Raw genomic sequence first — 23,618 nt, 5'->3', positions numbered from 1 at the left:
GAGCCGACGCATGCTGCTGATCCCCTGCCCGTGGTGCGGGCCCCGCGACGAGGCCGAGTTCCACCACGGCGGCCAGGCCCATGTGCCCTACCCCGAGGACCCGGCCGCCCTGACGGACGAGGAGTGGGCCCGCCACCTCTTCTTCCGTGACAATCCCCAAGGCCCGTCCGCCGAGCGCTGGGCGCACACGGCGGGCTGCCGGCGCTGGTTCCACGCGGTCCGGGACACGTCGACGAACGAGATCCTGGCGGTGTACCGCCCGGGGGAGGAGCGCCCGTCGGCGCTCGAACCGGCGCCGGGTGTCCCGGCCTGCCGGCCTCTCGAGGACACCCCCCTTCAGGGACCGGTCCCACGGGCACAGCCCCTTGCGGAGGCCGCCCCGGATCACTCGTCCCGCCACGCGACCCGAGGCCGGACCGACCGCGGTACCCCCCTCACCTTCACCTTCGACGGCACCGTGTACCAGGGCTTCCGAGGCGACACCCTGGCCTCCGCCCTCCTCGCCAACGGCGTCATCCGCACCGGTACCAGCATCAAGCTCGGTCGCCCCCGAGGCATCTTCTCCGCGGGAGTCGAAGAGCCCAACGCGCTCGTCCAGATCGAGGAGCCCTTCCCCGAACCGATGCTCCCCGCGACGACCGTCGAGCTGTACGACGGCCTCGTCGCGAGCAGCCTCCCCGGCCGCGGACGCCTCGCCACCACCCCCGACCCCGCCCGCTACGACGCCGTGCACGCCCACTGCGACCTGCTGATCGTCGGCGCCGGCCCGGCCGGGCTCGCGGCGGCCGCCGCCGCGGCCGACAGCGGCGCCCGGGTCGTCCTCGCGGACGACCGGCCGGAGCCCGGCGGCGGCCTCCTCGGCACCGGCGACCACCTCGACTGGGTCCACGAGGCCACCGCCCGCCTCCGACACGCCCCCGAGGTACGCGTCCTGACCCGCACCACCGTCTTCGGGTACTACGACGACAACCACCTCCTCGCCGTCGAGCGCCGCACCCACCACCTCGGCGCCGCCGCCCCCGCCCACGTCGCCCGCGAACGGGTGTGGCGCGTCCGTGCCCGCCGCGTCGTCCTCGCCACCGGCGCCCACGAACGCCCGCTCGCCTTCCCCGACAACGACCGCCCCGGCGTGATGCTGGCCGCCTCGGCCCGTACCTACGTCAACCGGTACGGCGTCCTGCCGGGCCGCGAGGCCGTCGTCCTCACCACCAACGACACCGCCTACCCGGCGGCGCTCGACCTCGCGGCGGCCGGTGTGCGCGTCGCCGCCGTCGTCGACACCCGGCCCGAGGCGGGGGAGTGGGCCGCCCGCGCCAGAGCGGCCGGCATCGAGGTGCTCACCGGGCACGCCGTCACCGGCACCGACGGCACGGCACGTCTCACCGCCGTCACCGTCGCCGCGTGCGAACGCCCAGCCGCACGACGCCGGTTCACCGCCGACCTGCTGCTCGTCTCCGGCGGCTGGAACCCGGTCGTGCACCTGTTCAGCCAGTCCGGCGGCACCCTTCGCCACGACCCGGCGCTGGGCGGCTTCGTCCCCGACCGGACACGGCAGGCCGTCGAGGTCGTGGGCGCCGCCGGCGGCGTTCTCGACCTGGCGGCGGCCCTGCGGCACGGCGCGGCGGCGGGAGCCCGGGCCGTCCGGGCCGAGGGGCACCCGCCCACGTCCCCGCGCCTGCCGAGGCCCGCCCCGCAACCGCGCCCGACGCCCCCGATGGAGGTGTACGACGTCCCCGGCGACGACCCCGGCCCGCGCTTCGTCGACCTCCAACGGGACGTCACCGTCGCCGACCTGGCACGCGCCACCGGCGCCGGGCTGCGGTCCGTCGAGCACACCAAGCGCTACACCACCGCCGGCACCGCGGGCGACCAGGGCAAGACGTCCGGCGTCCTGGCGAGCGGCGTCGTCGCCGGACTGCTCGGCGTCGACGTCGCCGACCTCGGCACGACCACGTTCCGCCCGCCCTACACCCCCGTGTCCTTCGCCGCCCTCGCCGGCCGTGACCGAGGCGCCCTGCGCGACCCGGTCCGCACCACCACCCTGCACGCCTGGCACGCCGCGCACGGCGCCCTCTTCGAGAACGTCGGCCAGTGGAAGCGGCCCTGGTACTACCCCCGCGACGGCGAGGACATGACGGCCGCCGTGCTGCGCGAGTGCCGGGCGGCCCGTGAGGGCGTGGCCTTCATGGACGCCTCCACCCTCGGCAAGATCGACGTCCAGGGCCCGGACGCCGGCGTACTCCTCGACCGGCTCTACACCAACCTGATCAGCACCCTGCGGACCGGCGTGATCCGCTACGGCGTCCTGTGCCGCCCGGACGGCATGGTCTTCGACGACGGCACGGTCACCCGCCTCGCCCCGGACCGCTTTCTCGTCACGACGACCACCGGCAACGCGGCCGCCGTCCTGGACTGGATGGAGGAGTGGCTGCAGACGGAGTGGCCGGAGCTGAAGACCCACTGCACCTCCGTGACCGAGCAGTGGGCGACGGTCGCCCTGGTCGGCCCGCAGTCCCGCGCGGTACTGGCCGCCCTCGCACCCGGCCTCGCGGTCGGCGCCGAGGACTTCCCTTTCATGACCTGGCGCGACGCGGCCGTGGCGGGCGTCGAGGCCCGGGTGTGCCGGATCAGCTTCTCCGGCGAACTCGCCTACGAGATCAACGTGCCCGCGTGGCACGCGCTCACCGTCTGGGAGGCGGTGCACCAGGCCGGCGCCTCCTACGGGATCACCCCGTACGGCACCGAGACCATGCACGTGCTGCGGGCGGAGAAGGGCTACCCGGTCATCGGGCAGGACACCGACGGCACCGTCACCCCGCAGGACCTCGGCATGCACTGGGTGGTGTCCCGCACGAAGCGCGACTTCGTCGGCAAGCGGTCCCACGCGCGCGCCGACACCGCCCGCCCCGACCGCAAGCATCTGGTGGGCGTCCTGCCCGACGACCGCGACACCCTCCTCCCCGAGGGCACCCACCTGATCGCGGACGGTGTGCTGCCGGCCCCGCCGGTCCCGACCCTCGGCCACGTCACCTCCAGCTACCGCAGCGCCGCCCTGGGCCGCACCTTCGCGCTCGCCCGGGTCAAGGGCGGCCGCGAACGCGTCGGGGAGCGGCTGTTCGCGCCCGTCGGCGACCGGCTGGTCCCGGTGACCGTCGTCCACCCCGTCCTCTACGACCCCGAGGGAGCCCGCCGCGATGGCTGACCCCGCCCCGCGTAGCCCCCTGGCTCGACACAGGCACCTCCTGGCCGCCGCCACCCGTGCCTCCCGAGGCGCGGTCCGCCTGGCCGAGATCCCCTTCCTCACCCTGCTGGACGTACGCCTCGACCCGAAGGGCGCGGCGGCCGGGGCCGTGGGACTGGCCCTGGACCTGCACCTTCCCGTCCAGCCCCACACCGTCGCCCGGTCCGGGGACCTGACCGCGCTGTGGCTGGGGCCGGACGAGTGGCTGCTGGTGGCGCCGCCCGGTGGCGAGCGGCGGCTGGAGCGCCGCATCCGGGACGCCGCCGGCGACGAGCCCGTGTCCGTGGTCGACGTCTCCGCCCAGCACACCACCCTCCTCGTCTCCGGGCCCCGCGCCCGCGACCTGCTGGCCCACGGCTGCGCCCTCGACCTGCACCCGCGCGTCTTCGGCCCCGGCCGGTGCGCCCGGACGACACTGGGCCGCACCCAGGTCGTCCTGATCGCCCGTGAGCCGCACCGGGCCGGACTCTGGGTGCTGGTCCGCTCGTCGTACGCCGGTTACCTGACGGACTGGCTGCTCGACGCGGCCACGGAATATCTCCGGGACACGGCTGCCCCCTACGGCGCTACGCCCTGATGCCCCGCAGCGCCCGCGTCAGCAGCGCGACCAGTTCGTCGGCCACCGGGGGCCGGGTGCCGGGCCGGCTCACCGCCAGCACCTCCCGGCACAGCGGCGCCGAGCCGGCCGGCAGCAGCACGCGCTGGACGCCCTCGTCGCCGCGCTCCCCGGCGATCAGGGTGGACGGGATCCAGCCCACGGCGAGGCCCGCCCGGATCATCGCCAGCATGCTGTGCAGATCCTCCGTCTCCAACGTCACCTCCGGCGAGATGCCCAGCTCACCTGCCCAGCGGTGCAGCAGCCGCCGGTCGGGACTGGTCGCCGGGCCTGACGTCCACTCCCGGTCCAGGCAGTCCTCCAGGGCGAGGGGGCGGCGACCGGGCCGCCGGCCCGCGACGAGGACGAGGGGCTCGTGGCCGAGCGAGGTGAGGGCCAGCTCGGCGGACGCGACGGGCGGGTCCTCCGGGAGGTACCGGTAGGCGATGAGCAGGTCGAGGTCGCCGGACCGGACCCTGGGCAGCCCCGCGTGCGTCTCCACGATGATCAGCCGCACTCGGGCGCCCCGCTCCCGGGGCCGCAGCGCGGACAGCACGCCGGGCAACAGATGGCTCACCGCGCTCGGGTACGCGCCGACGCGCAGCTCGGCGACTTCCCGGCGGGCGATGCCGTCGGCGGCGTCACGGAAGCGGGCTGTCGCCTCGAACAGCTCCCCGGCCGCGCGGGCCAGCGACCGGCCGGCGGCGGTGAGGATCAGCCGGCTGCCCGGCCTGCGGACCAGCAGCTCGACACCCAGGTCACGCTCCAGGGCGGCGACGTGCTGCGACACAGCGGACGGCACATAGCCGAGTGCTGCCGCCGCGGCGGCCATGGAGCCGTGCTCCACCACGGCCAGGAACGTGGACAGCAGCTTCAGATCCGGCTGGTTCTTCATGACGCGCCGCCTCGCACGAGCAACCGACCCCTCATGATTCGTGAACTCTCACTTCGTGATCCATCGCTTTACGTGTCGTGCCGCCGGGTGCCAGAGTCTAGGGGTGTCCGCGACGTCCGGGCTGCCGTGCGGGCGGACGACGCGACGTCACGGACCCCTCCGGCATCCGCCGGCAGACCGCTCCCGTCGCTCCCGAAAGCCGAGGCCATGGCCATCGACCTGACCGCTCTCCGGGCCCACTTCCCGTCCCTCCGGCAGGGGCTGGCCTTCTTCGACGGCCCGGGCGGGACCCAGACCCCGCGGTCCGTCGCCGACGCCATCGCGGCCACGCTGACCGGACCGCTGTCCAACCGGGGCGCGGTCAGCCCCTCAGAGCTGAACGCGGAGCGCGCCGTCGCGGAGTTCCGCGCCGCCTACGCGGACCTGCTCGCCGTTCCCGCGCACGGAGTCGTCCACGGGCGCAGCGCCACCCAGTTGACGTACGACTTCTCCCGGCACCTGGCCAAGGGCTGGACGGCCGGCGACGAGATCATCGTCAGCCGTCTGGACCACGACTGCAACGTCCGCCCCTGGATCCAGGCCGCCGAGCGGGCCGGGGTGACCGTGCGCTGGATCGAACTGGACGACGGCACCACGGAGCTCGACCTGGCCTCGTTCGAGCGCGCGCTGTCCTCCCGCACCCGGCTGGTCGCGGTGACGGCCGCCTCGAACGTGCTCGGCACCAAGCCTCCGGTCCGCCGGATCGCCGACCTGGCCCACGAGGCCGGCGCACTGGTCTACGTGGACGGCGTGCACTACGCCGCGCACGCCCTCGTGGACGTCCCGGCGCTGGGCGCCGACCTGTTCGTCTGCTCACCGTACAAATTCCTCGGCCCGCACTGCGGTGTACTGGCCGGCGATCCCGAACTGCTGGAGACACTGCGGCCGGACAAACTCCTGCCGTCCTCCGACGCGGTGCCGGAGCGCTTCGAGTTCGGCACCCTGCCGTACGAGACGCTGGCGGGCGCCACGGCGGCCGTGGACTTCCTCGCCGTGCTGGACCCCGCGGCCGAGGGCACGCGACGGGAGCGGCTCGCGCACTCGCTGGCCTCGCTGCACGCGCACGAGACCGTGCTGCGCGCCCGGTTGGAGGACGGGCTGCGCGGTCTCGGTGACGCGGTGACCGTCCACACGAAGGCGGCCGACCGCACTCCGACCCTGCTGATGACCCTGGAGGGACACGACGCCCGTGCGGCGCAGTCCCATCTGGCGGCGCGCGATGTGGTGGCCCCCGCCGGGTCGTTCTACGCCCATGAGCCCTTCACCGCGCTGGAACTGCCGGACCCCGCACTGCGTGTGGGTCTCGCGCCGTACAACACCGCCGAGGAGGTGGACCGTTTTCTGGAGGGGCTGGCGTCCTTCCTCTGACACGGCGCGCCAAAAGGCAATTCAGGACATTTCTCACTAATCTCCGTAAACCGTGAGGGGTCACACTCTCACTTTTCGCATCCACCTCGCTCCACCGGAGATCACATGCTCAAGCTTCGCAAGGCTGCCGTCATGGTCGCCGCTCTCGGCAGCGTCAGCTTCCTCGCTGCCGGCACCGCCCACGCCGACGGCCCGCAGGGCAGCGCCTACAAGGTCCAGCAGAGCACCGAGTGCAAGTCGCACGACCTGAACATCGACGTCCTCGGTGTCGTCGGCCTGCTCAACGGCGTCCTCGGCAACGGCCTCAACGGCGAGGGCGACTCGGGCGCGCAGAACACCCACCTCGGCTCGTCGATGGGCTGCAACAACAGCGCCTTCTGAGCGAGCCCCCGCATCGCGGCAATCAGCCAGGCGGCCGGCGTCAGCCGGCCGCCTGGCTGCCGCATTTTCCGGGGCCAGAGCAGCCGAGACCGCTGACCGGTGTCCGTCCGCCGCCGAACGGCCCTGTCTCGTGGGGCCCTTGGGAGCGGGTGATCCTGCGTCACCTGAACGCCTGGCCCAGCACACGCCCTTCGAGCTCGTGTTGCGCGAGGCGCTCCAGGAACGGGGGCTGTCGGGGGAGGTATTACAGGGCGACATGCTGCCCGGCCCCGCAGGAATGGGCCGAAGCCCGTCTCCACGTGCGGATGCTGACGGAGCACCGGGGACCGGCGCCCCTGTGACACCGCGCGCTACGCCGAGGCGGCCGGGTCCGGGGAGCGGAGCACGAGCAGGGTGATCTCGCTGGGGGCGAAGAGCCGGAAGGGCGGGCCCCAGAAGCCGGTGCCGCGACTCGTGTACAGGTGGGTGCGGGTGCCGTGCCGGCTGAGACCGGCGAGGGCGGGCTGGTCGAGCCGGACCAGGTGGTGGAAGGGCCAGATCTGACCGCCGTGCGTGTGCCCCGAGAGCTGGAGGTCGACACCGGCGGCCGCCGCCCGGTCCACGAACTTCGGCTGGTGCGCCAGCAGCAGGACGGGCAGACCGGGGTCGGCGCCCTCCAGAGCCGCGGCCACGTCGGCACGGTGGCCGGCCAGGCCGGACGACTCGGCGGTCACGTCGTCCACCCCCGCGACCACGAGGGTGTCGCCGCCGCGTTCGAGCAGCAGATGGCGGTTGCGCAGCGGCTCCCAGCCCAGCTCGTCCATCAGATCGACCCAGCCCTGGGCCTCGCTGTAGTACTCGTGGTTGCCGGTGACGTACACCTTGGCCCGGGCCGCCCGCACGGTGCCGAGCGGGGCCGCCTGGGCACGGCGGCGGGCGGCGGTGCCGTCCGCGATGTCGCCGGTGTGGCAGACCAGGTCGGCTTCGAGGCCGTTCACCGTGTCGCAGACCCGCGCGGACCAGCGGGCGCGGTCGAGGGGGCCGTAGTGGGTGTCGGTGATGAGAGCGACCCGCAGGCCGTTCAACCCGGCGCCCAGCCGGGGCAGGTGAACCTCGACCCGCCGCACGCGGGGCACGCGCCGGGCCTCGGCGTACCCCCAGGCGAGCAGGGCGGCGGTGACGCCGAGGACGGCGCAGGTGACGAGCCGGGCCCGGTCCTGTCCGTCGCCGACGCCGGTCACGGCCAGAACGATCCGCAGCGGCACGCCGAGCAGAAGCGACCAGGTGAACAGCACCCAGCTGCCGCCCAGCAGCGTGTCGCCGACGATGGCGGCGCGGTCCTGCTGACGCCGCCCGTGACCGCGCGCCATGGCGACCGGCATGGCGGCGAGACCGAGCAGGAACAGGGCGGTGCCGACGAGGGTGACGGGCAGCGACCAGTGCTGGCCGGTGTGCAGAAGCACGACGCACGGCACGGCCCACAGCAGGACGGGGGCGATCGCGGGGAGGTAGCGCAACACGCGGTGCAGCAGGCGCCTCGGCTTCGGGGCGGGCGCCTCACCGTCGGCGGATCGGGTGTTGCTGGTGTCGGTCACGCGTCCCCTCCCACCGGGCTGCCGTCCCGCGCACTGTATCCCGTGGGACGCGAGGCGGCCCTGGGCGAGCCGGGCGGTGGTCGACGGGGCCTGTCGCCGAACCGTTCGGACGCCGCGGAGGAGGAAGCAGGAGCGACAGCGAGGAGCACGGCGGTGCCCACCCCGGCGGACGACGCAGGACGCCGCAGGGGAGGAGGGTCACTAGGCGTTGCTCCACCCGGTTGTGCGGGAATACGAGTCCAGCAGGTCCACCACGAAGACCAGGGTCGAGCCCGCCGGGATCAACGGCGAAGGCGACTGATTGCCGTAGCCGAGACGCGGGGGAACGATGATCTCGCGCCGACCGCCGACCTTCATCCCCCTCACTCCCCGGTCCCAGCCCTTGATGACCTTGCCACTGCCCAGGGCGAACTTGAACGGCTCACCGCGGTCCCAGGAGGCATCGAACTCCTTCCCGGACTCGAATGTCACCCCGACGTAGTGGACTCTGACCACCATGCCCGGCTTCACCTCAGCCCCGTCCCCGACGACCAGGTCCCGGATGGTCAGCTCGGTAGGAGCGTCACCCTCCGGAACGTCGACCTCGGGCTTCGTCAGTTCACTCATCGCAGCCTCATCACCATCGACCGGAAGCCGTCGCTCGGACCAGTCGGACACCTGGACCGTCGGCGCAGCAGATGGTCACGCTACCGACGACGCCGATCCCGAAGCACACCAGATCCGGTGGCCGCACGTGATGATCTTTCGCACGACCGAAGAACGCGACCGGCACGCGCGGGTCACACGGTGATCGCCGGCACGGGGCGACGGCCGAGTCGGCGAACCTGAACAGCCACTCACCCGTGCTGACCGGCTGCCCGCGGTGGGTCACCGGTGCAGGGACTCGGCGACGGCCGGGTCCTCGAGCACGGTGACGCACCAGTCGAAGTGCTCGTCACCGCCGCCCGGCGCGAAGGCGTCGCTCGTGGCCATCGCATAGGCGGCCCGGTACAGCAGGAGGTCGTCGACCGCGTAGCCGAACTCGTCGGCGAACCGCGTGGTGAGCTGCCGGGTGATCTCCGGGGCGTGCTCGGTGCCCGCAGGGAAGATGGCCGCGGCCACGGCGGCGTCGAACCGGGGGTCCCCGCCCGTGGACAGGAAGCCGTAGTCCACGAGGGCGAGCGGCCGCAGGTCGTCGTCCACCAGCACGGTCTCCGGGAAGACGTCACCGTGGACGACCGCCTCGTCGGTACGGGGCAGCGAGCGCAGCTTCCGAAGCAGCCGGGCGCGCGTGTCGTCGAAGTCTCGGACTTGCGTGGAGAGCCGCTCCGCGCACCGGCTGACCCGCCGGTCCACCAGGTCCGCCAGGGCGGATCCGAAAGTGGTGTGGCCTTCCCACAGCGGGCGTTCCTCGTCCAGCACAGGAAGATGCTTGACCTCGTCGACGTCATGGCTGTCCGCGAGGGCGCGCAGCACGCCGACCAGGCAGTCGACCGCTTCGGGCAGCACCTCGTCCGGGTCGTCGCTGCGGATCTTGCCCGCCAAGGGCTCGCCGGTCGGCTCCCGCTCCACGGTCATCGGGACACCGTCGATGTCCTCGACGGCGAGGATCTCCGGGGCGCCGAACGGCAGGTGGGCCGACGCATCGGCGTAGAAACGCTGCATCCGTCGCAGTTCGGATCCCCGTCGGCGCTCCCACACCTTGGCCACCGTTCCGTCCCCGAGTCGGTAGACGGCTCCCTCCACCGCCTCCTCGACGGGCCCGGCGTCGGGATATCCGGCGTCGACGAAATGCCGCACACGCCGGGCCGTGGTGTCCCGTGTCGCATCGGACATCTCGTGCCTCCTTCCGCCCCCGGCGTGAACCACCGGCCGGTCGGCGGGGCCGACACCGGGACCATCTCCCACGGTAGGCCCCTCGCCCGCGCCACACCCGGTGACGGAGCGCTGCCGGGCGCCACGCACCCTTGCCCGGCTCCATGGACTCCGACGCCGTCGCGTCCGGTGGGAACGACGCGACGACATTCACGAAGCCCTCCTCGGTCCCGCGACCTGCCTCATCGCACACCGACACGTCCAAGGTCTTTGTCAGGACCTCTGACGACTCGCTGCTCAGACGTGCGCCGAAAAGGGTGCCTGCCAGGCGTCTGCCCTGATCAGGCGCCCTTTCTCTGCGTCTAGAAGAAGCCGAGCTTCTTCGGCGAGTACGACACCAGGAGGTTCTTCGTCTGCTGGTGGTACAGGGGTGGCGCCGTGCTGACCAGCGGAAACGGGGGCACTCGCGTCGCTGGTGGGCAAGGTGGTCCGGGAATGGCCCGGATCTTGGGGAGACGAGTGACCATGCTTGTTCTGGGAGCCGTAGGGCTACAGCGGTTCCGTGACTCGTCGGCGAGCCCTCGAGAAGGATCAGGCGGCCGGCTCGGATGTCCAGAGCCGGCGGATGGGCCGGATCGAGTGGATCACCGGAACGAATGACGGCGCCACGTGACTCGGATGCTGCATTGCCGACGACGTTTCGTATGCACTGTTTCTGGCAGTCTGGTCCGTTGTGGGCTTGATGTGACACGGGAACGTCCCTAAGGGGTGCGCTTGAACGCGGTGAAGCGGAGCCGGGCGACGAGGAGTGCCGCAGGAGTCTCGGTCGCAGCGCTCCTGCTGCTGACAGGGTGCGACGTGCAGGGGATCTACCGGCCGGCTCGCCCTGCGTCCGGCGGCCCGTACACCTTCTACGTGAGCCCCGACGGCGACGATGAGAACGACGGCCTCTCGCCGGAGAAGCCCTGGAGGACCCTCGACCACGCCAACGACGTGCGCTTCCGGCCGGGCGACCGGCTCCGGCTCGAGGGCGGCGAGCGGTTCCGGGGCAGCGTCACCCTGGAGGAGGGCGAGGCGGGCAGTTCGACGAAGCCGGTGGTGATCGAGTCGTACGGCACCGGCCGCGCCACGATCGCGCCGCGCGGCACGTCCGGCATCACCGTGCGCGACACCGCCGGCGTGCAGATCAGGAACCTCTCGCTGATCGGCGACCGCAGGTCGCTGCGAGAGGGGGTCGGGATCGCCTTCCGCAACAGGCTCGCGGGTACCCGGCGACTCCGCCATGTCAGGATCACGAACGTGGAGGCGAGAGGCTTCCAGAACGGGATCAGCGTCGGCGCGGAGAAGGACGCTGTCGTCGGCTACGGCGACGTGCGGATCAGCGATGTCTCCGTGCATCACAATCTTGAGAGCGGGCTCGTCTTCTATGGGCCCGAGTTCGAAGCCGACCACCCTACCTACGCGCATGCGGGGCTCCGGATCGAGCGGGTCAAGGCGTACTCCAACACCGGCGACCCGCGGAGCGACAAGCGCAACACCGGCAGCGGCGTCACACTCGGTAGCGTCCGGGACGCGAAGGTCATGCGCTCGGTGGCCCACGACAACGGCTCTACCTCCGCTGCGGTCGCCGAGGAGGGCCCCGAGGGCATCTGGGTGTACGACTCCACCCACGTGGTCCTGGAGAACAACGTGTCGTACCGCAACCGCACGGGCTCACGGGTCGACGGCGGTGGATTCGGTTTCGACAACAACGTGTCCTTCTCGGTCATGCAGTACAACTTCGCGTACGGCAACGACGGGCCTGGCTTCCTCGTCTACTCCGGCCAGCCGACCGGCGCCCACAAGAACAACATCGTCCGCTTCAACATGAGCTGGGATGACGCACGGAAACTGCCTGAGTACGGCGGCATCGTCGCCTACGGGACCCGCATGGCGAACTTGGATATTTACCACAACACCGTTGTGATGCGGACGGAGAATCTGGCCTCCGCAGAGGCCGCGGGGAGCCGGCCTCCGGCGCTCAGGCTGCACGACGGCATGCGCGGCGTGCGCGTGCACAACAACATCCTCGCCACTGACGGCGGCCCCTTGATCTCCGCGCAGTCGTCGTACCGCCCCGGCACGCTTCGGCTCCAGGGCAACGTGTACTACAGCACCGGCCGTTGGTCGGTGAAGTGGGGCGCTCAGTCCTTCACAGGGCTGGGCGGCTGGCGCACCGCCTCCCGTCAGGAGACACTCGACGGCGAGCCGGTCGGCTCGAGCGAGGACCCCTGTCTTCCTGGTCTGGAGGCCCCGATCACCGACGGGGCCGGAGCCCGGAAGCTGGTGCCGCAGTGCGAGAGCAAGGGGCTCGCCGGTCTTGGGCCGCAGGCGTTGGGCATCGGCGTGGGTCCCGTCGACTACTTCGGCGACCGGATCCCGCGGGCGCTGACGGTCGGCGCCGCGCAGAGGCGCACTGCCGACTGACTCGAGCGCGCTGACCACCGAGATTCGCAGAGGCGGCCGCCCTCCGCCTGTGGACCGCCGACGGCATCGGCGACAACTCCGCGTACCGGGGTGGCCCGACAGCCTGCGAAGAACCGGCTCACCGCGCGAACCGCGGCTCGAAACGAAGCGAACCGCCGCGGGCGTGCAGGTTGTGGCATGGTTCTGGCCTGCGCTCACGGTCGAGGACCGTGAGCGCAGGCCAGAACCGGTGTGTCCACAGGCGGGGCTACGCCCCGCTGGTCGGCTGCGCAGGGGCCATGGCGGCGGCGCGGTCCAGCTCGGCTACCGGGGACGCGATCGTGGCCCGCAGGTGCTGCCTGGCCTTGGCGTCCGACTGCCGGGCCGACGACGTGGGGCGGCCCAGCGCCCTGACGGTCCAGCCGGCAGCCCGCCACTTGTCGTGGAGGAGGGCGTTCCGCCCGTCGACGAGGACCCGCTCGCGGACTACGCGGGCCAACTTGGCCGGATCCACCTCGCAGTACTGGCCCCACTCGGTGAGGTGGAGGACGATCTCAGCACCCTCGCAAGCGGTCAGCAGGTCCGAGGTGCAGCGCAGCTCCGAGTGGGCGCGCTGTGCGTTTGCGGCGCCCTGTGGGTCGTGGACTCGGACGTCGGCGCCCTGCCGATGCAGCGCCGTGGCGACAGCCAAGGCCGGTGAGTCGCGCACGTCGTCGCTGTTCGGCTTGAACGTCGCGCCCAGGACGGTCACCCTGCGGCCGGTCAGGTCGCCGCCGGCCATCTGGCGGGCGAGCGCGACGGTCCGGGTCCGCTGGCGCTGGTTGATCTCGTCGACCTGGTCGAGGAAGTCCACCACCGGACCGACGCCGAGTTCCTGTGCGCGGGCGGAGAACGCCCGGATGTCCTTGGGCAGGCAGCCTCCGCCGAAACCCAGGCCGGCGTTCAGGAACTGGCGGCCGATCCGGGCGTCGTGGCCGAGGGCGTCGGCGAGGGTCACCACGTCCGCGCCCGCGGCGTCGCAGACCTCGGCCATGGCGTTGATGAAGGAGATCTTCGTGGCGAGGAAGGAGTTGGCCGCGACCTTCACCAACTCGGCCGTGTTCGGGTCGGTGCTGATGTACGGGACTCCCGCCTCCAGCATCGGGGCGTACACCTGGCGCAGTGTCTCGTCCGCCTCCGGGCTGGTCACGCCCACGACGAGACGGTCCGGCCGCAGCGTGTCCTCGACCGCGAAGCCCTCGCGCAGGAACTCCGGGTTCCACGCCACTTCCGCCCGCACTCCGACCGGCGCGAGTCCCGCGATGCGATTGGCAAGCCGCTCGGTCGTGCCCACCGGGACGGTGGACTTTCCGACCACCAGACACGATGCGGGCAGGTGCGGGGCGATCCCGTCGACGACGGCGTCCACGTACCGCAGGTCGGCCGCCTGGGAGCCGGCCTGCTGGGGGGTGCCCACGCAGATGAAGTGGACCTCGCCGTGCACCGCCGCGTCGCGCAGGCTGGTGCTGAAGCGCAGGCGCCCGGTGGCGAGCGCCTGGGTCAGAACATCTTCGAAACCCGGTTCGTAGAAAGGTGGTCGGCCTTTTGCGAGGGACATGACCTTCTCGGCGTCGACATCGACGCCGAGTACGTCGTGTCCGACGCCGGCCATGCACGCGGCGTGCACAGCTCCGAGGTATCCCGTACCGATGACGGTCAACCGCATGCGTTGTTCTCCTGTCTGGGGGAAGCTGGGGAGCGGGGCGGAACGTGTCAGTGGACGTAGCCGTACGGGTTGTGCTGCTGGAAGTTCCACGCGTCGCGGCACATCGCGGCCAGGTCGCGCCGCGCGCTCCAGCCCCAGGCCCCTGCAATCTTCGCCGGATCGGCGACGAGTTCCGCGACATCGCCGGGCCGGCGCTCGATGACGCGGTGCGGGATCGGCCTACCCGAGGCTTCCTCGAAGGCGCGCACGAGCTCAAGGACGGAGGCGCCGCGCCCGGTGCCGAGGTTGAAGACCCGCATACCGGGTTCGTCGTCGATGTGGTCGAGGGCCACGCGGTGTCCGTCGGCGACGTCGACGACGTGGACGTAGTCGCGCACCCCGGTGCCGTCGGGTGTCGGGTAGTCGTCGCCGAAGATGCTGAGCTCGGCGCGGCGGCCCATGGCGATCTGGGTGAGGAAAGGCATGAGGTTGTTCGGCACGCCGCGCGGGTCCTCGCCGAGCAGCCCGGTGGGGTGGGCGCCCGTCGGGTTGAAGTACCGCAGCGCCAGGACCCGTAGGTCGGGCAGATGACGGCACAGGTCCGCGAGGATTCGTTCACAGGTCCACTTCGTGGTGGCGTACGGGTTCGTCGGCGCGGTCGGGGACTCCTCGGTCAGCGGGACGATCGTCGCGTCGCCGTAGACCGAGCAGGACGACGAGAACACCAGTCGGTGCACCCCGTGGTCGTGCATCGCCGAGACCAGGGCGACGGTGCCGCCGACGTTGATGTCGTAGTAAGTGAGGGGGATCTGCACCGACTCGCCGACGGCCTTCTTGGCGGCGAAGTGAATCACCGCGTCGATCGGGTGGTGCGCGAAGACGGCGTCCAGGGAGCGTCGGTCACGCACGTCAGCGATGTGGGTACCGGCGATCGGGCGGCCCGCGATCTTCGCGACGCGTTCGAGGGCCTCGGGAGAGCTGTTGGAGTGGTCGTCGAGTACGACGACCTCGTGGCCGGAGCGGAGAAGTTCGACACAGGTGTGGCTGCCGATGAAACCGGCGCCGCCGGTGACCAGGACCGTCTGGGGCACGGGAAACCTCATTTCTCGATCGGCCGTCGCGGCGGCAGTCACCAGGTGTAGAAGCCGGTGAAGTAGACAGGGAAGACGGCGACGGCGAGCGCCAGGGGAAGCAGAGACATCAGACCGGCTACGAGCGGAAGCGCAGCCGTGCGAAGCGCGCGGAAGGCGGAGACACCGGTCGCGCGCGCCATCTCCTTGACGTGCAGCCCGCCGATCGCGAGCGTCACGGCGGTGTACGAGGCGGAGCCGAGGATGCAGAGGAAGACATAGCCGACGGCCGGGCCGGTGAACTGGCCGAGCAGAGCCGAACCTGAGAGGAACGTCGTGATCAGCAGGTACGGGGAGACGGCGCGCAGCGGGAGCGGCTCCAGGCCGTCGCGCTTCTTCGGCGTCACCTTGAACGTGATCTGACGGGGTCGCAGCTTCTGCGTCACCGCGGCCAGCACGCCCCACGCGACGTAGGGCCAGCGGGAGAGCCCGAAGAGCCAGACCTCCCAGCTGAAGATCGCGGCTTCCTTGGGGCGCAGCAGGCCACGGCGGCGGCAGAGCAGCGTCAGCAGGATCAGCCAGACCGACATGCTCCAGAAGTGCACCAGAAACTCGAAATAGTTGACGTTGATCCAGGGGGCGCCGCTGATCGCGGCGATCGGCGGCAACAGGATGCCCATGACGGTGGCCACGGCGAGGAGCGGGTAGTACATCAGCGCCGCGCAGAAGCGCATCCGCAGTGTGACGGACATCCGGCCAAGGTGCCGCGGCAGCATGGTCAGAAGCATCACGCCCAGGCTGCGGGACCACTGGAACTCCTGGGTGATCATCGCGCCGAAGGTGAGAGGCCCCTCGCCGTGAGCGTCCGCGTCGATCGCGAACGCGCCCTGCCAGCCGGCCGAGCTGAGCAGGAAGGTGGTAGAGAAGTCCTCGGCGAGCTCCGGGCCGAGACCGCCGATCTCCCGCAGCGCCTGGGTGCGGACGGCGTAGTGCGAGCCGATGCACACGGGGGCCAGGCCGGCGGAGTGGCCCAGTTGGATGGGCCCGTGGAACATTGCCTCGCGCTGCAGCCTGCCGCGGGCCGCCCATGATTCGTCGGTGTTGGAGTCGCAGATGCTGGGGGCCGCGACGTAGCCGATGGCCGGGTCGGAGAAAGGACGGACGACCTCGGCGAGGTACCGGGGGCCCGGAACGTGGTCGCAGTCGAGCTGGGCGACCACGTCGTAGTGAGCGTAGCCCCAGTGGTCGTAGAAGAATGCGAGGTTGCCCTCCTTGCAGCGCGTGCGCCGCGGCCAGTCGGCCCGGTGGTAGTCGATACGGCCCCTCCGGCAGGAGACGCTGACACCGTGTGCCCGGCACCAGTCGGCGATTTCCTTGGTGGGGTCCTCGTCGCACAGCCACACGTCGTAGGCGTGCGGGAAGTCCTGGTCGAGCATTGCCTCCAGGGTGGAGCGGGCGATGTCCCAGCCCTCGGACGGGGCGCGCGTGACCACGAACGCGGTGCGGAGCGCTGGCACCGGACGGGCCGGGTCGAAGCGGCGCATACGAATCAGCGCGATGAGGAAGTGCATCGGCAGGTAGGTGAGGTACAGCAGGAGAGCGCTGTTGATGACCACCCCCGGCCAGCCGATGCGATGGGACGGCTGGAGCCACCAGACCCAGAACCACGCCAGGCAGGCCGCCCAACCGAGGGACAGCAGCACGACAAGGAAGCGATCGAAGCGCGAGAACGCCCGCACGAAACTGGAGGGTAGGGGGGCGAGCCGGCGCGCCGGCATCGCGAGGACGGGCCCGTTCGCTCCAATGGAGGCCACTGCACCGTTCGACAGGGCTCGGATCTCATCGCCCAGCGCATGCCACGCCTCCGGTGATCCCGGAGCATGGGAGGGGAGCGGTGGGTCCTTGACGGTGGCGGTCCCAGGGGCGGGACCTTGCTCCAACGACGTCATGGCAGCAAGTTCTCCAGGTTGGGCGACATCGGGCCGTGGGGTGTGGGGGAGGGGACGGGCGGCGGCGGGGCCGGGGACCACCCGGCCGGGGCGCGGGGCTCAGGCTCTCGATGTGGACGGCTCGGGTGCGGTGGCCGCCACACCGATAGGGACGGCCACCAGGCCGGGGACCGTCCGCGACGCGTCAGCCGCGGCCGTCACTGAGGCCGACGGGACCGTCTCGCTCTGGCAGCCGCGGATCGCCGCGGCCGACGAGCCGAGCCGGTCGGGGCGGGCGCCGAAGTACGCGACGGTTCGACGCAGGCCCTCCGTGATGTCGATCTCCGGCTCCCAGCCCAGCACCTCGCGGGCTCGGGTGATCACCGGGCGGCGGCGGACCGGGTCGTCGACCGGCAGAGGGTGGAAGTCCACCTCGGAGGATGAGCCGGTCATCGCCAGTACGATCGCGGCGAGTTCGGAGACAGTGCGTTCGACCGGGTTGCCAAGGTTGAACGGGCCCATCTCGGAGGAGTCGAGGAGGGCGACGAGACCACGGATCAGGTCGTCCACGAAGCAGAAGCTGCGGGTCTGCTTGCCGTCGCCGTAGATGGTGAGCGGTGCACCGGTCAGAGCCTGGGTGATGAAGCTGGACACCACACGGCCGTCGTGCGGCCGCATCCGCGGGCCGTAGGTGTTGAAGATCCGTGCGATGCCGACGTTGAGGCAGTGCGTGCGGCGGTACGCGGCCGAGACTGCCTCGGCGTATCGTTTCGCCTCGTCGTAGACGCTGCGCGGGCCGATGGAGTTGACGTTGCCCCAGTACGTCTCCTCCTGTGGGTGAACCAGGGGATCGCCGTAGATCTCGCTCGTCGACGCGAGGATGAAGCGGGCGTCATGAAGCAGAGCCAGGCGCAGCGCGTTCTCGGTGCCACGGCTGCCGACCGTGAGGGTCTCCAGCGGATGTCGCAGGTAGTCGGGCGGGGAGGCGGGGGAGGCCAAGTGGGCGACGGCGTCGACGCGGCCGGCGACCTCCACGGACACGCTCACATCGGCGTGCTGGAAGTCGAAGGCCGGGTTGGACAGGAGATGTGCGATGTTCGCGGGGTCGCCCGACGAGAAATTGTCCAGGCACACCACGGAGTCGCCGCGCTGCAAGAGCGCCTCGCACAGGTGTGATCCAAGAAAACCACCGCCACCGGTCACGACAACGCGCATGTCTTTCTCCATGAATGAGAAGTGAAATGACCTCGTGCCCCGCTCGCTCGGACAGGCGAATGGCGGATGACCGGATGAACCGACAAACGGAGCTGCCTCGAAACGTAGGATAAGCATATCGGTATATATGCCCATACTTGCGGAGGTAGATGGGTCGCTGGGCTGTGTGGCGGGTGCCGTGCGAGGGAGCGCACGGGGTCACTGCCCGGTCCGGGATTGATCCCGCTTTCGAAGGGCGTAATTTCCCAGGGTCACACGCAGGTGTGAGTTGGGCCGCGTACGCCTGATCGGTATCCATGTGTGCGCACGAGTGTCCTGGGTGTGTCGGTTCCTGTTGCCGCGTACCAGGCCCGCAGGGCGTGGCGACGGATTGGTCGGCCGCGTCACCCTGGGGCTCGCCGCCCGTCTCGGTGGCAGCGCCGTGGGCTCCAGCGGGGCACGCCTATTCGGACCCCGACGTCATCACCCGCCCTTGGGGGCCGCCCGAGCGACTGTCCGGTGGAATGCCCGGCCGGCGGCCATTGCCCGCCTATTGCCGGCCTGACCTCGTCCAGGAATCGCGGCACCGCCCAGCGTGGTTCGCCCGGGCGGGGTCACCCGAACCACCCCAAGTAAGCGGCCCGCCCCGCGGCGAACTCCGCCAGTGTGCCGCCGCCCCAGTCGTGGTCGAAGTACGACTGGTACGCGACCTCGCCCCAGGAGAAATACTCGACCATCCGATCGACGTAGTACGGGTTGTCTCCGCCGCCCGCGAAAACGTTCCCGCGGCGATACAGACCCCATTCGGAGCACACATTGCGTTTCCCCCGCGCGCGAACGAAGGCCACGTGGGCGTCGAGGCCCAATTCCTGGGACCGCATCCACGACCAGCGGTCGTCCGGGGACACCGTTGGGTCGCCCCACTTGAGGTCGTAGGCGTTCATGCCCAGCCAGTCGACGTACCCGTCCCCCGGATAATAGTCGGCGAAGGCGCGCAGCCGCCGGCCCGTCTGCACCCCGAGTGAGCTCGACAGCTCGAACGTGAAGCACGACCCGGGCGTCGCGCGGAACACGTCGACGACGTGCCGGAACAGAGCGGCGTAGCCCGCCGGGTCGTCCGTCGCCTGCCACGGGCCGATGGCCCGGTTGTTCGGCTCCCAGCCGAGTCGGACGATCGCGTCACCGTGCCCCGACTCCACCAGTGCCCGCGCCGCCCGCCCGTACGCGGCGTCGAACTCACCCGCCACTCCCCGCGCGAACGCTCCCTCGAAACCTTCGACCAGCGGCGGAACCCCGTACACGAACGCCGAGCCCGGGCGTTCGTCCCGCCATGTGTGCCACGGATCGAGCTGATACCGGCACATCCTCACCGGATCGAACTCCGCCCAACCATTGTGCGGCAGGTAGTCGTTGCCGATTTCGACGGGCCTGCCCAGTAGATCCTCGTGCCGCACCGTCGCGGCGACGGCCTCGGCGCCGAACCCCTTGTACACACCCAACAGGGCGCAGGCGGATCCGTCGACGACACACCCCCCGGGGCGCGGAACTGGCTTCGGTCCCCGCCAGGATCCCCGAGTCCGTCCCGCCGCGCGGGCACCCCCGGAGCGCGTGTCGCCCGGCCCGAAGACGGGCAGGGCTGCCTGGGCAGGAGAGTGTTCTGCCCAGGCAGCCGGCTTCACCTTTCTAGAAGAACCCCAGCTTCTGCGGCGAATACGACACCAGCAGGTTCTTCGTCTGCTGGTAGTGCTCCAGCATCATCTTGTGCGTCTCACGGCCGATCCCGGAGCCCTTGTAGCCCCCGAATGCGGCATGTGCCGGATACGCGTGGTAGCAGTTCGTCCACACGCGGCCCGCCTGGATGGCCCGGCCCGCGCGGTACGCGGTGTTGACATCCCGGGTCCACACGCCCGCCCCGAGACCGTACAGCGTGTCGTTGGCGATCTTGATGGCGTCGTCGAAGTCGTCGAACGACGTCACCGACACGACCGGCCCGAAGATCTCCTCCTGGAAGATCCGCATGCGGTTGTCGCCCTCGAAGATGGTCGGCTGGACGTAGTAGCCGCCCTTCAACTCGCCCTCGTGCTCGAGGCGTTCACCACCCGTGAGAACCTTCGCACCCTCCTGCCGGCCGATGTCGAGATAGGAGAGGATCTTCTCCAACTGGTCGTTGGACGCCTGCGCGCCGATCATCGTGTCCGTGTCCAGCGGGTGACCGGTCTTGATCTGTTCCGTCCGCGCGACCGCGGCCTCCATGAACTCCGCGTACGCGCCGCGCTGCACCAGGGCCCGGGACGGGCAGGTGCAGACCTCGCCCTGGTTGAGGGCGAACATCGTGAAGCCCTCGAGCGCCTTGTCCCGGAAGTCGTCGGCGGCCGACCAGACGTCGTCGAAGAAGATGTTCGGGGACTTGCCGCCGAGTTCCAGGGTCACCGGCGTGATGTTCTCCGAGGCGTACTGCATGATCAGCCGGCCGGTGGTGGTCTCGCCGGTGAACGCCACCTTGGCCACCCGGGGGCTGGAGGCCAGCGGCTTGCCCGCCTCCACGCCGAAGCCGTTGACGATGTTCAGCACGCCGGGCGGCAGCAGATCGGCGACCAGGCTGAGCCAGTAGTGGATGGACGCCGGGGTCTGCTCGGCCGGCTTGAGCACCACCGCGTTGCCCGCGGCCAGCGCCGGCGCCAGCTTCCACGTGGCCATCAGGATGGGGAAGTTCCACGGGATGATCTGCGCGACCACGCCCAGCGGCTCGTGGAAGTGGTACGCCACCGTGTCGTCGTCCACTTCGCCGAGCGTCCCCTCCTGCGCCCGGATCGTGCCCGCGAAGTAGCGGAAGTGGTCGATGGCCAGCGGGATGTCGGCCGCCAGCGTCTCCCGCACCGGCTTGCCGTTCTCCCAGCTCTCGGCGACGGCCAGCCGCTCCAGGTTGGCCTCCATACGATCGGCGATCTTCAGCAGGATCCCGGCCCGCTCGGCGACCGAGGTACGGCCCCACGCCGGAGCGGCCGCGTGCGCCGCGTCGAGGGCCCGCTCCACGTCCTCCGCCGTGCCCCGCGAGATCTCGGTGAACGGCTGACCGGTCACCGGCGACGGGTTCTCGAAGTACTGCCCCCGGCTCGGCGGCACGTACTCACCGCCGATGAAGTGGTCGTAACGCGCCTGGTAGGAGACGATCGCGCCGTCGGTGCCGGGCGCCGCGTAACGGGTCATCTTGCTCTGCCTCCTGGTGAAGCGCTGCCCGCCGTCGGGCAGCTCGCACCGCGAGGCTAGGAGCGGCGAGGTTGCAACCAGGTTGCGTGCCCGGCCGCGCCCACGGCGCCGCTCACCACGGCGAACGGTGCTCCCGTGCCGGTCCGGCGGTCAGTTCGCGCTCCAGCGCGGCCAGTCGCGACCGTACGGCCGGTGTCGGCCGGACCGCCGCCAGTGCCCGCCATACGTCCAGGTCGTCCTCGCCCCACGGCGCGTGCGCCCAGTCGGCCAGCAGGTCCGGGTCGCGGCGGGCGATCAGCGCCGTCCGCAGACCGTCGGACAGGCGGCGCCTGAGCCGAACCACCGCCGGTGCCTGCGAGCCCGGCAGCAGCGGACCGGCGTACGCCGTCGCCGCGGCCGTGACCGCGCCCGCCTCCAGCCGGCGTTCGACGACCGCCACGTCCGACTCCAGCGGCACCATCAGCCGGTAGGGCCGCGAACCCAGCAGCGACGGTCCCAACGTCCGGCGCAGCCGGGCCAGTTCGGCGCGCAGGGTCACCGGCGTCACCGACTCGTCCTCGTACAGGGCGCACAGCAGCTCGTCACCGGTCAGCCCCTCCGGGTGCCGTGCCAGCAGCACCACGATCTCGCTGTGCCGCCGGCTGAGCCTGATCCTGCGACCGGCGACCAGGAGCTGCGCCTCGTCCCGCCCCAGCGCGGTCAGTTCGGGCGCGCCGACCGGGTCGTCCTGGGGGCCGAGCAGCGCCAGATGCGATTCCGCCGCCCGCGCGACCGCCTGCACGAAGCCGAGGCTGTGCGGATGCGCGAGCCCGTCCCCACCCGTGATGTCCACTGCTCCGAGGACCCGCCCGGTACGCGGATCGTGCACCGGCGCCGCCGCGCACGTCCACGGCTGCACCCGGCGGATGAAGTGCTCCGCCGCGAACACCTGCACCGGACGGCCGACGGCGACCGCCGTCCCCGGCGCGTTCGTCCCCACGGCGGTCTCCGCCCAGCGCGCACCCGGCACGAAGTTCATCCGGTCCGCCTTGCGCCGGGTCGCCGGATGCCCCTCGACCCACAGCAGCCTGCCGTGCGCGTCGCACACCGCCAGCAGATGCTCGCCGTCGGCGGCGAACGTGCCCATCAGCTCCCGGAACAACGGCATCACCCGTGCCAGCGGATGCTCCGCCCGGTAGGCGCCGAGATCGCCGTCCACCAGCTCCACGCTCGCCGTGCCGTCCGGTCCGACCCCGGCCCGCGCGGAGCGCCGCCACGAGTCCGCCACCACGGCACGCACCGGCCTGGGCACGGTGCCCACCGCGGTGAAGGTCTCATGGGCGCGACGCAGCACTCGGACATGTTCGGCGGGGTCGGTCCCCGGCTCCAGGGCCACCCACGGATCGGACACTTCGGCCTCCCGGACGGCGATGCGGCTGGGGACATCGTCACGCCGGGTAGGCGCGCCGACAACCTCTTCGACGGTGCTCACTCGATCGATGTCCCGGTGACCCGGCCGCACGAGCTCTCAGGCGGCCTTGACCAGCCGTATGTAGCGGGCCCAGTCCCAGTACGGCCCGGGGTCGGTGTGGTCGCTGCCCGGCACCTCGTGGTGCCCGATGATGTGCGTGCGGTCCCTGGGTATCCCGTGCCGGGCGCAGATCGCGGCGGTGAGCCGGGCGGAGCTCTCGTACATCACGTCGGTGAAGTAGGACGGCTCGTCCACCCACCCCTCGTGCTCGATGCCGATACTGCGCTCGTTGTACTGCCAGTTCCCCGCGTGCCAGGCGATGTCGGACTCGCGGACACACTGCGAGGTGTGCCCGTCGGCGGACCGGACGACGTAGTGCGCGGACACCTTCTTCCGCCCGGCCTCGAAGAGGAACAGAGTTTTGCGGTACATGGTCTGTGTCATGTGGATGATCACCCGGTCGATCGCGCGGGCCGTCCCCGGGTGCGCGACGGTGTAGGTGCCCCCGTCAGCCGGCCGCCACTCGGCGGACGGCTGGTCAGGTCCGGGAACACGCGCACCGGCTCGCGGCTCGGGAAGTAGGACGTAGGGGACGGCGGCGAGTGCGGTCCCCCGCAGGACGTGACGTCTGCTGAGGTGGGTGCGTAGACGCTCCACGACGTGAACCGCCTTTCAGAGAAGGAGAGGTGGACCGAGGGAGGGGCGGAGGGGACCGACGCCGGCCGGGGCCGGGGCCGGGCTGGTGCGGACGGC

General features: G+C 71.3%; 17 protein-coding genes and 1 pseudogene. 6 read left to right on the top strand and 12 right to left on the bottom strand.

The window, feature by feature from the left end; translation table 11 throughout:
* Nucleotides 1–10: 10 nt before the first annotated feature.
* On the top strand, nucleotides 11–3,202 hold the full coding sequence (locus ABZ899_RS16095) for a sarcosine oxidase subunit delta (protein WP_361345983.1): 3,192 nt from the start codon (nucleotides 11–13) through the stop codon (nucleotides 3,200–3,202).
* Nucleotides 3,195–3,818, top strand: a complete 624-nt coding sequence (locus tag ABZ899_RS16090) for a sarcosine oxidase subunit gamma family protein (protein ID WP_361345981.1) — start codon at nucleotides 3,195–3,197, stop codon at nucleotides 3,816–3,818. The genes ABZ899_RS16095 and ABZ899_RS16090 overlap by 8 nt, the downstream gene beginning before the upstream one ends.
* Here ABZ899_RS16090 and ABZ899_RS16085 read toward each other — a convergent pair.
* A complete protein-coding gene (locus ABZ899_RS16085) occupies nucleotides 3,808–4,731 on the bottom strand; it encodes a LysR family transcriptional regulator (protein ID WP_361345979.1) in 924 nt (307 codons plus the stop codon). The two genes, ABZ899_RS16090 and ABZ899_RS16085, sit on opposite strands and share 11 nt — an antisense overlap.
* Before the next feature lie 207 nt (nucleotides 4,732–4,938).
* Here ABZ899_RS16085 and ABZ899_RS16080 point away from each other — a divergent pair, with 207 nt between their 5' ends.
* Both ABZ899_RS16080 and ABZ899_RS16075 read left to right on the top strand, forming a co-directional pair.
* Nucleotides 4,939–6,138 carry a cysteine desulfurase-like protein gene (locus ABZ899_RS16080; RefSeq protein ID WP_361345977.1) on the top strand — a complete coding sequence of 400 codons (1,200 nt, stop codon included), beginning with the start codon at nucleotides 4,939–4,941 and terminating at the stop codon, nucleotides 6,136–6,138.
* A 105-nt stretch (nucleotides 6,139–6,243) separates the two neighbouring features.
* The gene (locus ABZ899_RS16075; protein ID WP_361345975.1) at nucleotides 6,244–6,519 is read left to right on the top strand and encodes a hypothetical protein; all 276 of its coding nucleotides are present in this window, start codon (nucleotides 6,244–6,246) and stop codon (nucleotides 6,517–6,519) included.
* A gap of 350 nt (nucleotides 6,520–6,869) precedes the next feature.
* Here the strand turns inward: ABZ899_RS16075 and ABZ899_RS16070 are convergent, their stop codons facing one another.
* From ABZ899_RS16070 to ABZ899_RS16060, 3 genes are all read right to left on the bottom strand, one after another.
* Nucleotides 6,870–8,093: a metallophosphoesterase gene (locus tag ABZ899_RS16070; RefSeq protein ID WP_361345973.1), complete on the bottom strand. Its 1,224-nt coding sequence runs from the start codon at nucleotides 8,091–8,093 to the stop codon at nucleotides 6,870–6,872.
* 201 nt (nucleotides 8,094–8,294) lie between these two features.
* Nucleotides 8,295–8,699, bottom strand: a complete 405-nt coding sequence (locus ABZ899_RS16065; RefSeq protein WP_361345972.1) for an FKBP-type peptidyl-prolyl cis-trans isomerase — start codon at nucleotides 8,697–8,699, stop codon at nucleotides 8,295–8,297.
* A 261-nt stretch (nucleotides 8,700–8,960) separates the two neighbouring features.
* Nucleotides 8,961–9,908, bottom strand: a complete 948-nt coding sequence (locus tag ABZ899_RS16060; RefSeq protein ID WP_361345970.1) for a phosphotransferase — start codon at nucleotides 9,906–9,908, stop codon at nucleotides 8,961–8,963.
* A gap of 124 nt (nucleotides 9,909–10,032) precedes the next feature.
* On the opposite strand from ABZ899_RS16060, the pseudogene ABZ899_RS16055 reads away from it, so the two are divergent.
* A pseudogene (locus tag ABZ899_RS16055) lies at nucleotides 10,033–10,173 on the top strand (IS5/IS1182 family transposase); the annotation flags it as partial.
* Between the two features lie 629 nt (nucleotides 10,174–10,802).
* Nucleotides 10,803–12,353: a right-handed parallel beta-helix repeat-containing protein gene (locus tag ABZ899_RS16050; RefSeq protein WP_361345968.1), complete on the top strand. Its 1,551-nt coding sequence runs from the start codon at nucleotides 10,803–10,805 to the stop codon at nucleotides 12,351–12,353.
* Between the two features lie 247 nt (nucleotides 12,354–12,600).
* Here the strand turns inward: ABZ899_RS16050 and ABZ899_RS16045 are convergent, their stop codons facing one another.
* The 8 genes from ABZ899_RS16045 to ABZ899_RS16010 all read right to left on the bottom strand — a co-directional run bounded on the left by ABZ899_RS16045 (nucleotide 12,601) and on the right by ABZ899_RS16010 (nucleotide 23,522).
* Nucleotides 12,601–14,037, bottom strand: a complete 1,437-nt coding sequence (locus tag ABZ899_RS16045; protein ID WP_361345966.1) for a UDP-glucose/GDP-mannose dehydrogenase family protein — start codon at nucleotides 14,035–14,037, stop codon at nucleotides 12,601–12,603.
* Nucleotides 14,038–14,084: 47 nt separating this feature from the next.
* Entirely contained in the window at nucleotides 14,085–15,107 is a 1,023-nt protein-coding gene (gene galE, locus ABZ899_RS16040) for a UDP-glucose 4-epimerase GalE (RefSeq protein ID WP_361345964.1), read from the bottom strand.
* 38 nt (nucleotides 15,108–15,145) lie between these two features.
* Entirely contained in the window at nucleotides 15,146–17,035 is a 1,890-nt protein-coding gene (locus ABZ899_RS16035; protein ID WP_361345962.1) for a glycosyltransferase, read from the bottom strand.
* A gap of 99 nt (nucleotides 17,036–17,134) precedes the next feature.
* A complete protein-coding gene (locus ABZ899_RS16030) occupies nucleotides 17,135–18,229 on the bottom strand; it encodes a UDP-glucuronic acid decarboxylase family protein (protein WP_361345960.1) in 1,095 nt (364 codons plus the stop codon).
* A 593-nt stretch (nucleotides 18,230–18,822) separates the two neighbouring features.
* On the bottom strand, nucleotides 18,823–19,701 hold the full coding sequence (locus tag ABZ899_RS16025) for a hypothetical protein (RefSeq protein WP_361345958.1): 879 nt from the start codon (nucleotides 19,699–19,701) through the stop codon (nucleotides 18,823–18,825).
* Nucleotides 19,702–19,891: 190 nt separating this feature from the next.
* Nucleotides 19,892–21,415: an aldehyde dehydrogenase gene (gene adh / locus ABZ899_RS16020; RefSeq protein ID WP_361345956.1), complete on the bottom strand. Its 1,524-nt coding sequence runs from the start codon at nucleotides 21,413–21,415 to the stop codon at nucleotides 19,892–19,894.
* Between the two features lie 112 nt (nucleotides 21,416–21,527).
* Nucleotides 21,528–22,805, bottom strand: a complete 1,278-nt coding sequence (locus ABZ899_RS16015; protein WP_361345954.1) for a GAF domain-containing protein — start codon at nucleotides 22,803–22,805, stop codon at nucleotides 21,528–21,530.
* Nucleotides 22,806–22,922: 117 nt separating this feature from the next.
* A complete protein-coding gene (locus ABZ899_RS16010; protein WP_361345952.1) occupies nucleotides 22,923–23,522 on the bottom strand; it encodes an N-acetylmuramoyl-L-alanine amidase in 600 nt (199 codons plus the stop codon).
* Nucleotides 23,523–23,618 lie beyond the last annotated feature (96 nt).

This window comes from Streptomyces sp. NPDC046859 (assembly GCF_040645135.1).
Lineage (GTDB): Bacteria > Actinomycetota > Actinomycetes > Streptomycetales > Streptomycetaceae > Streptomyces.
Note: the sequence above shows the minus strand (reverse complement) of the source record. Positions and strands in the feature narration are given on the sequence as shown.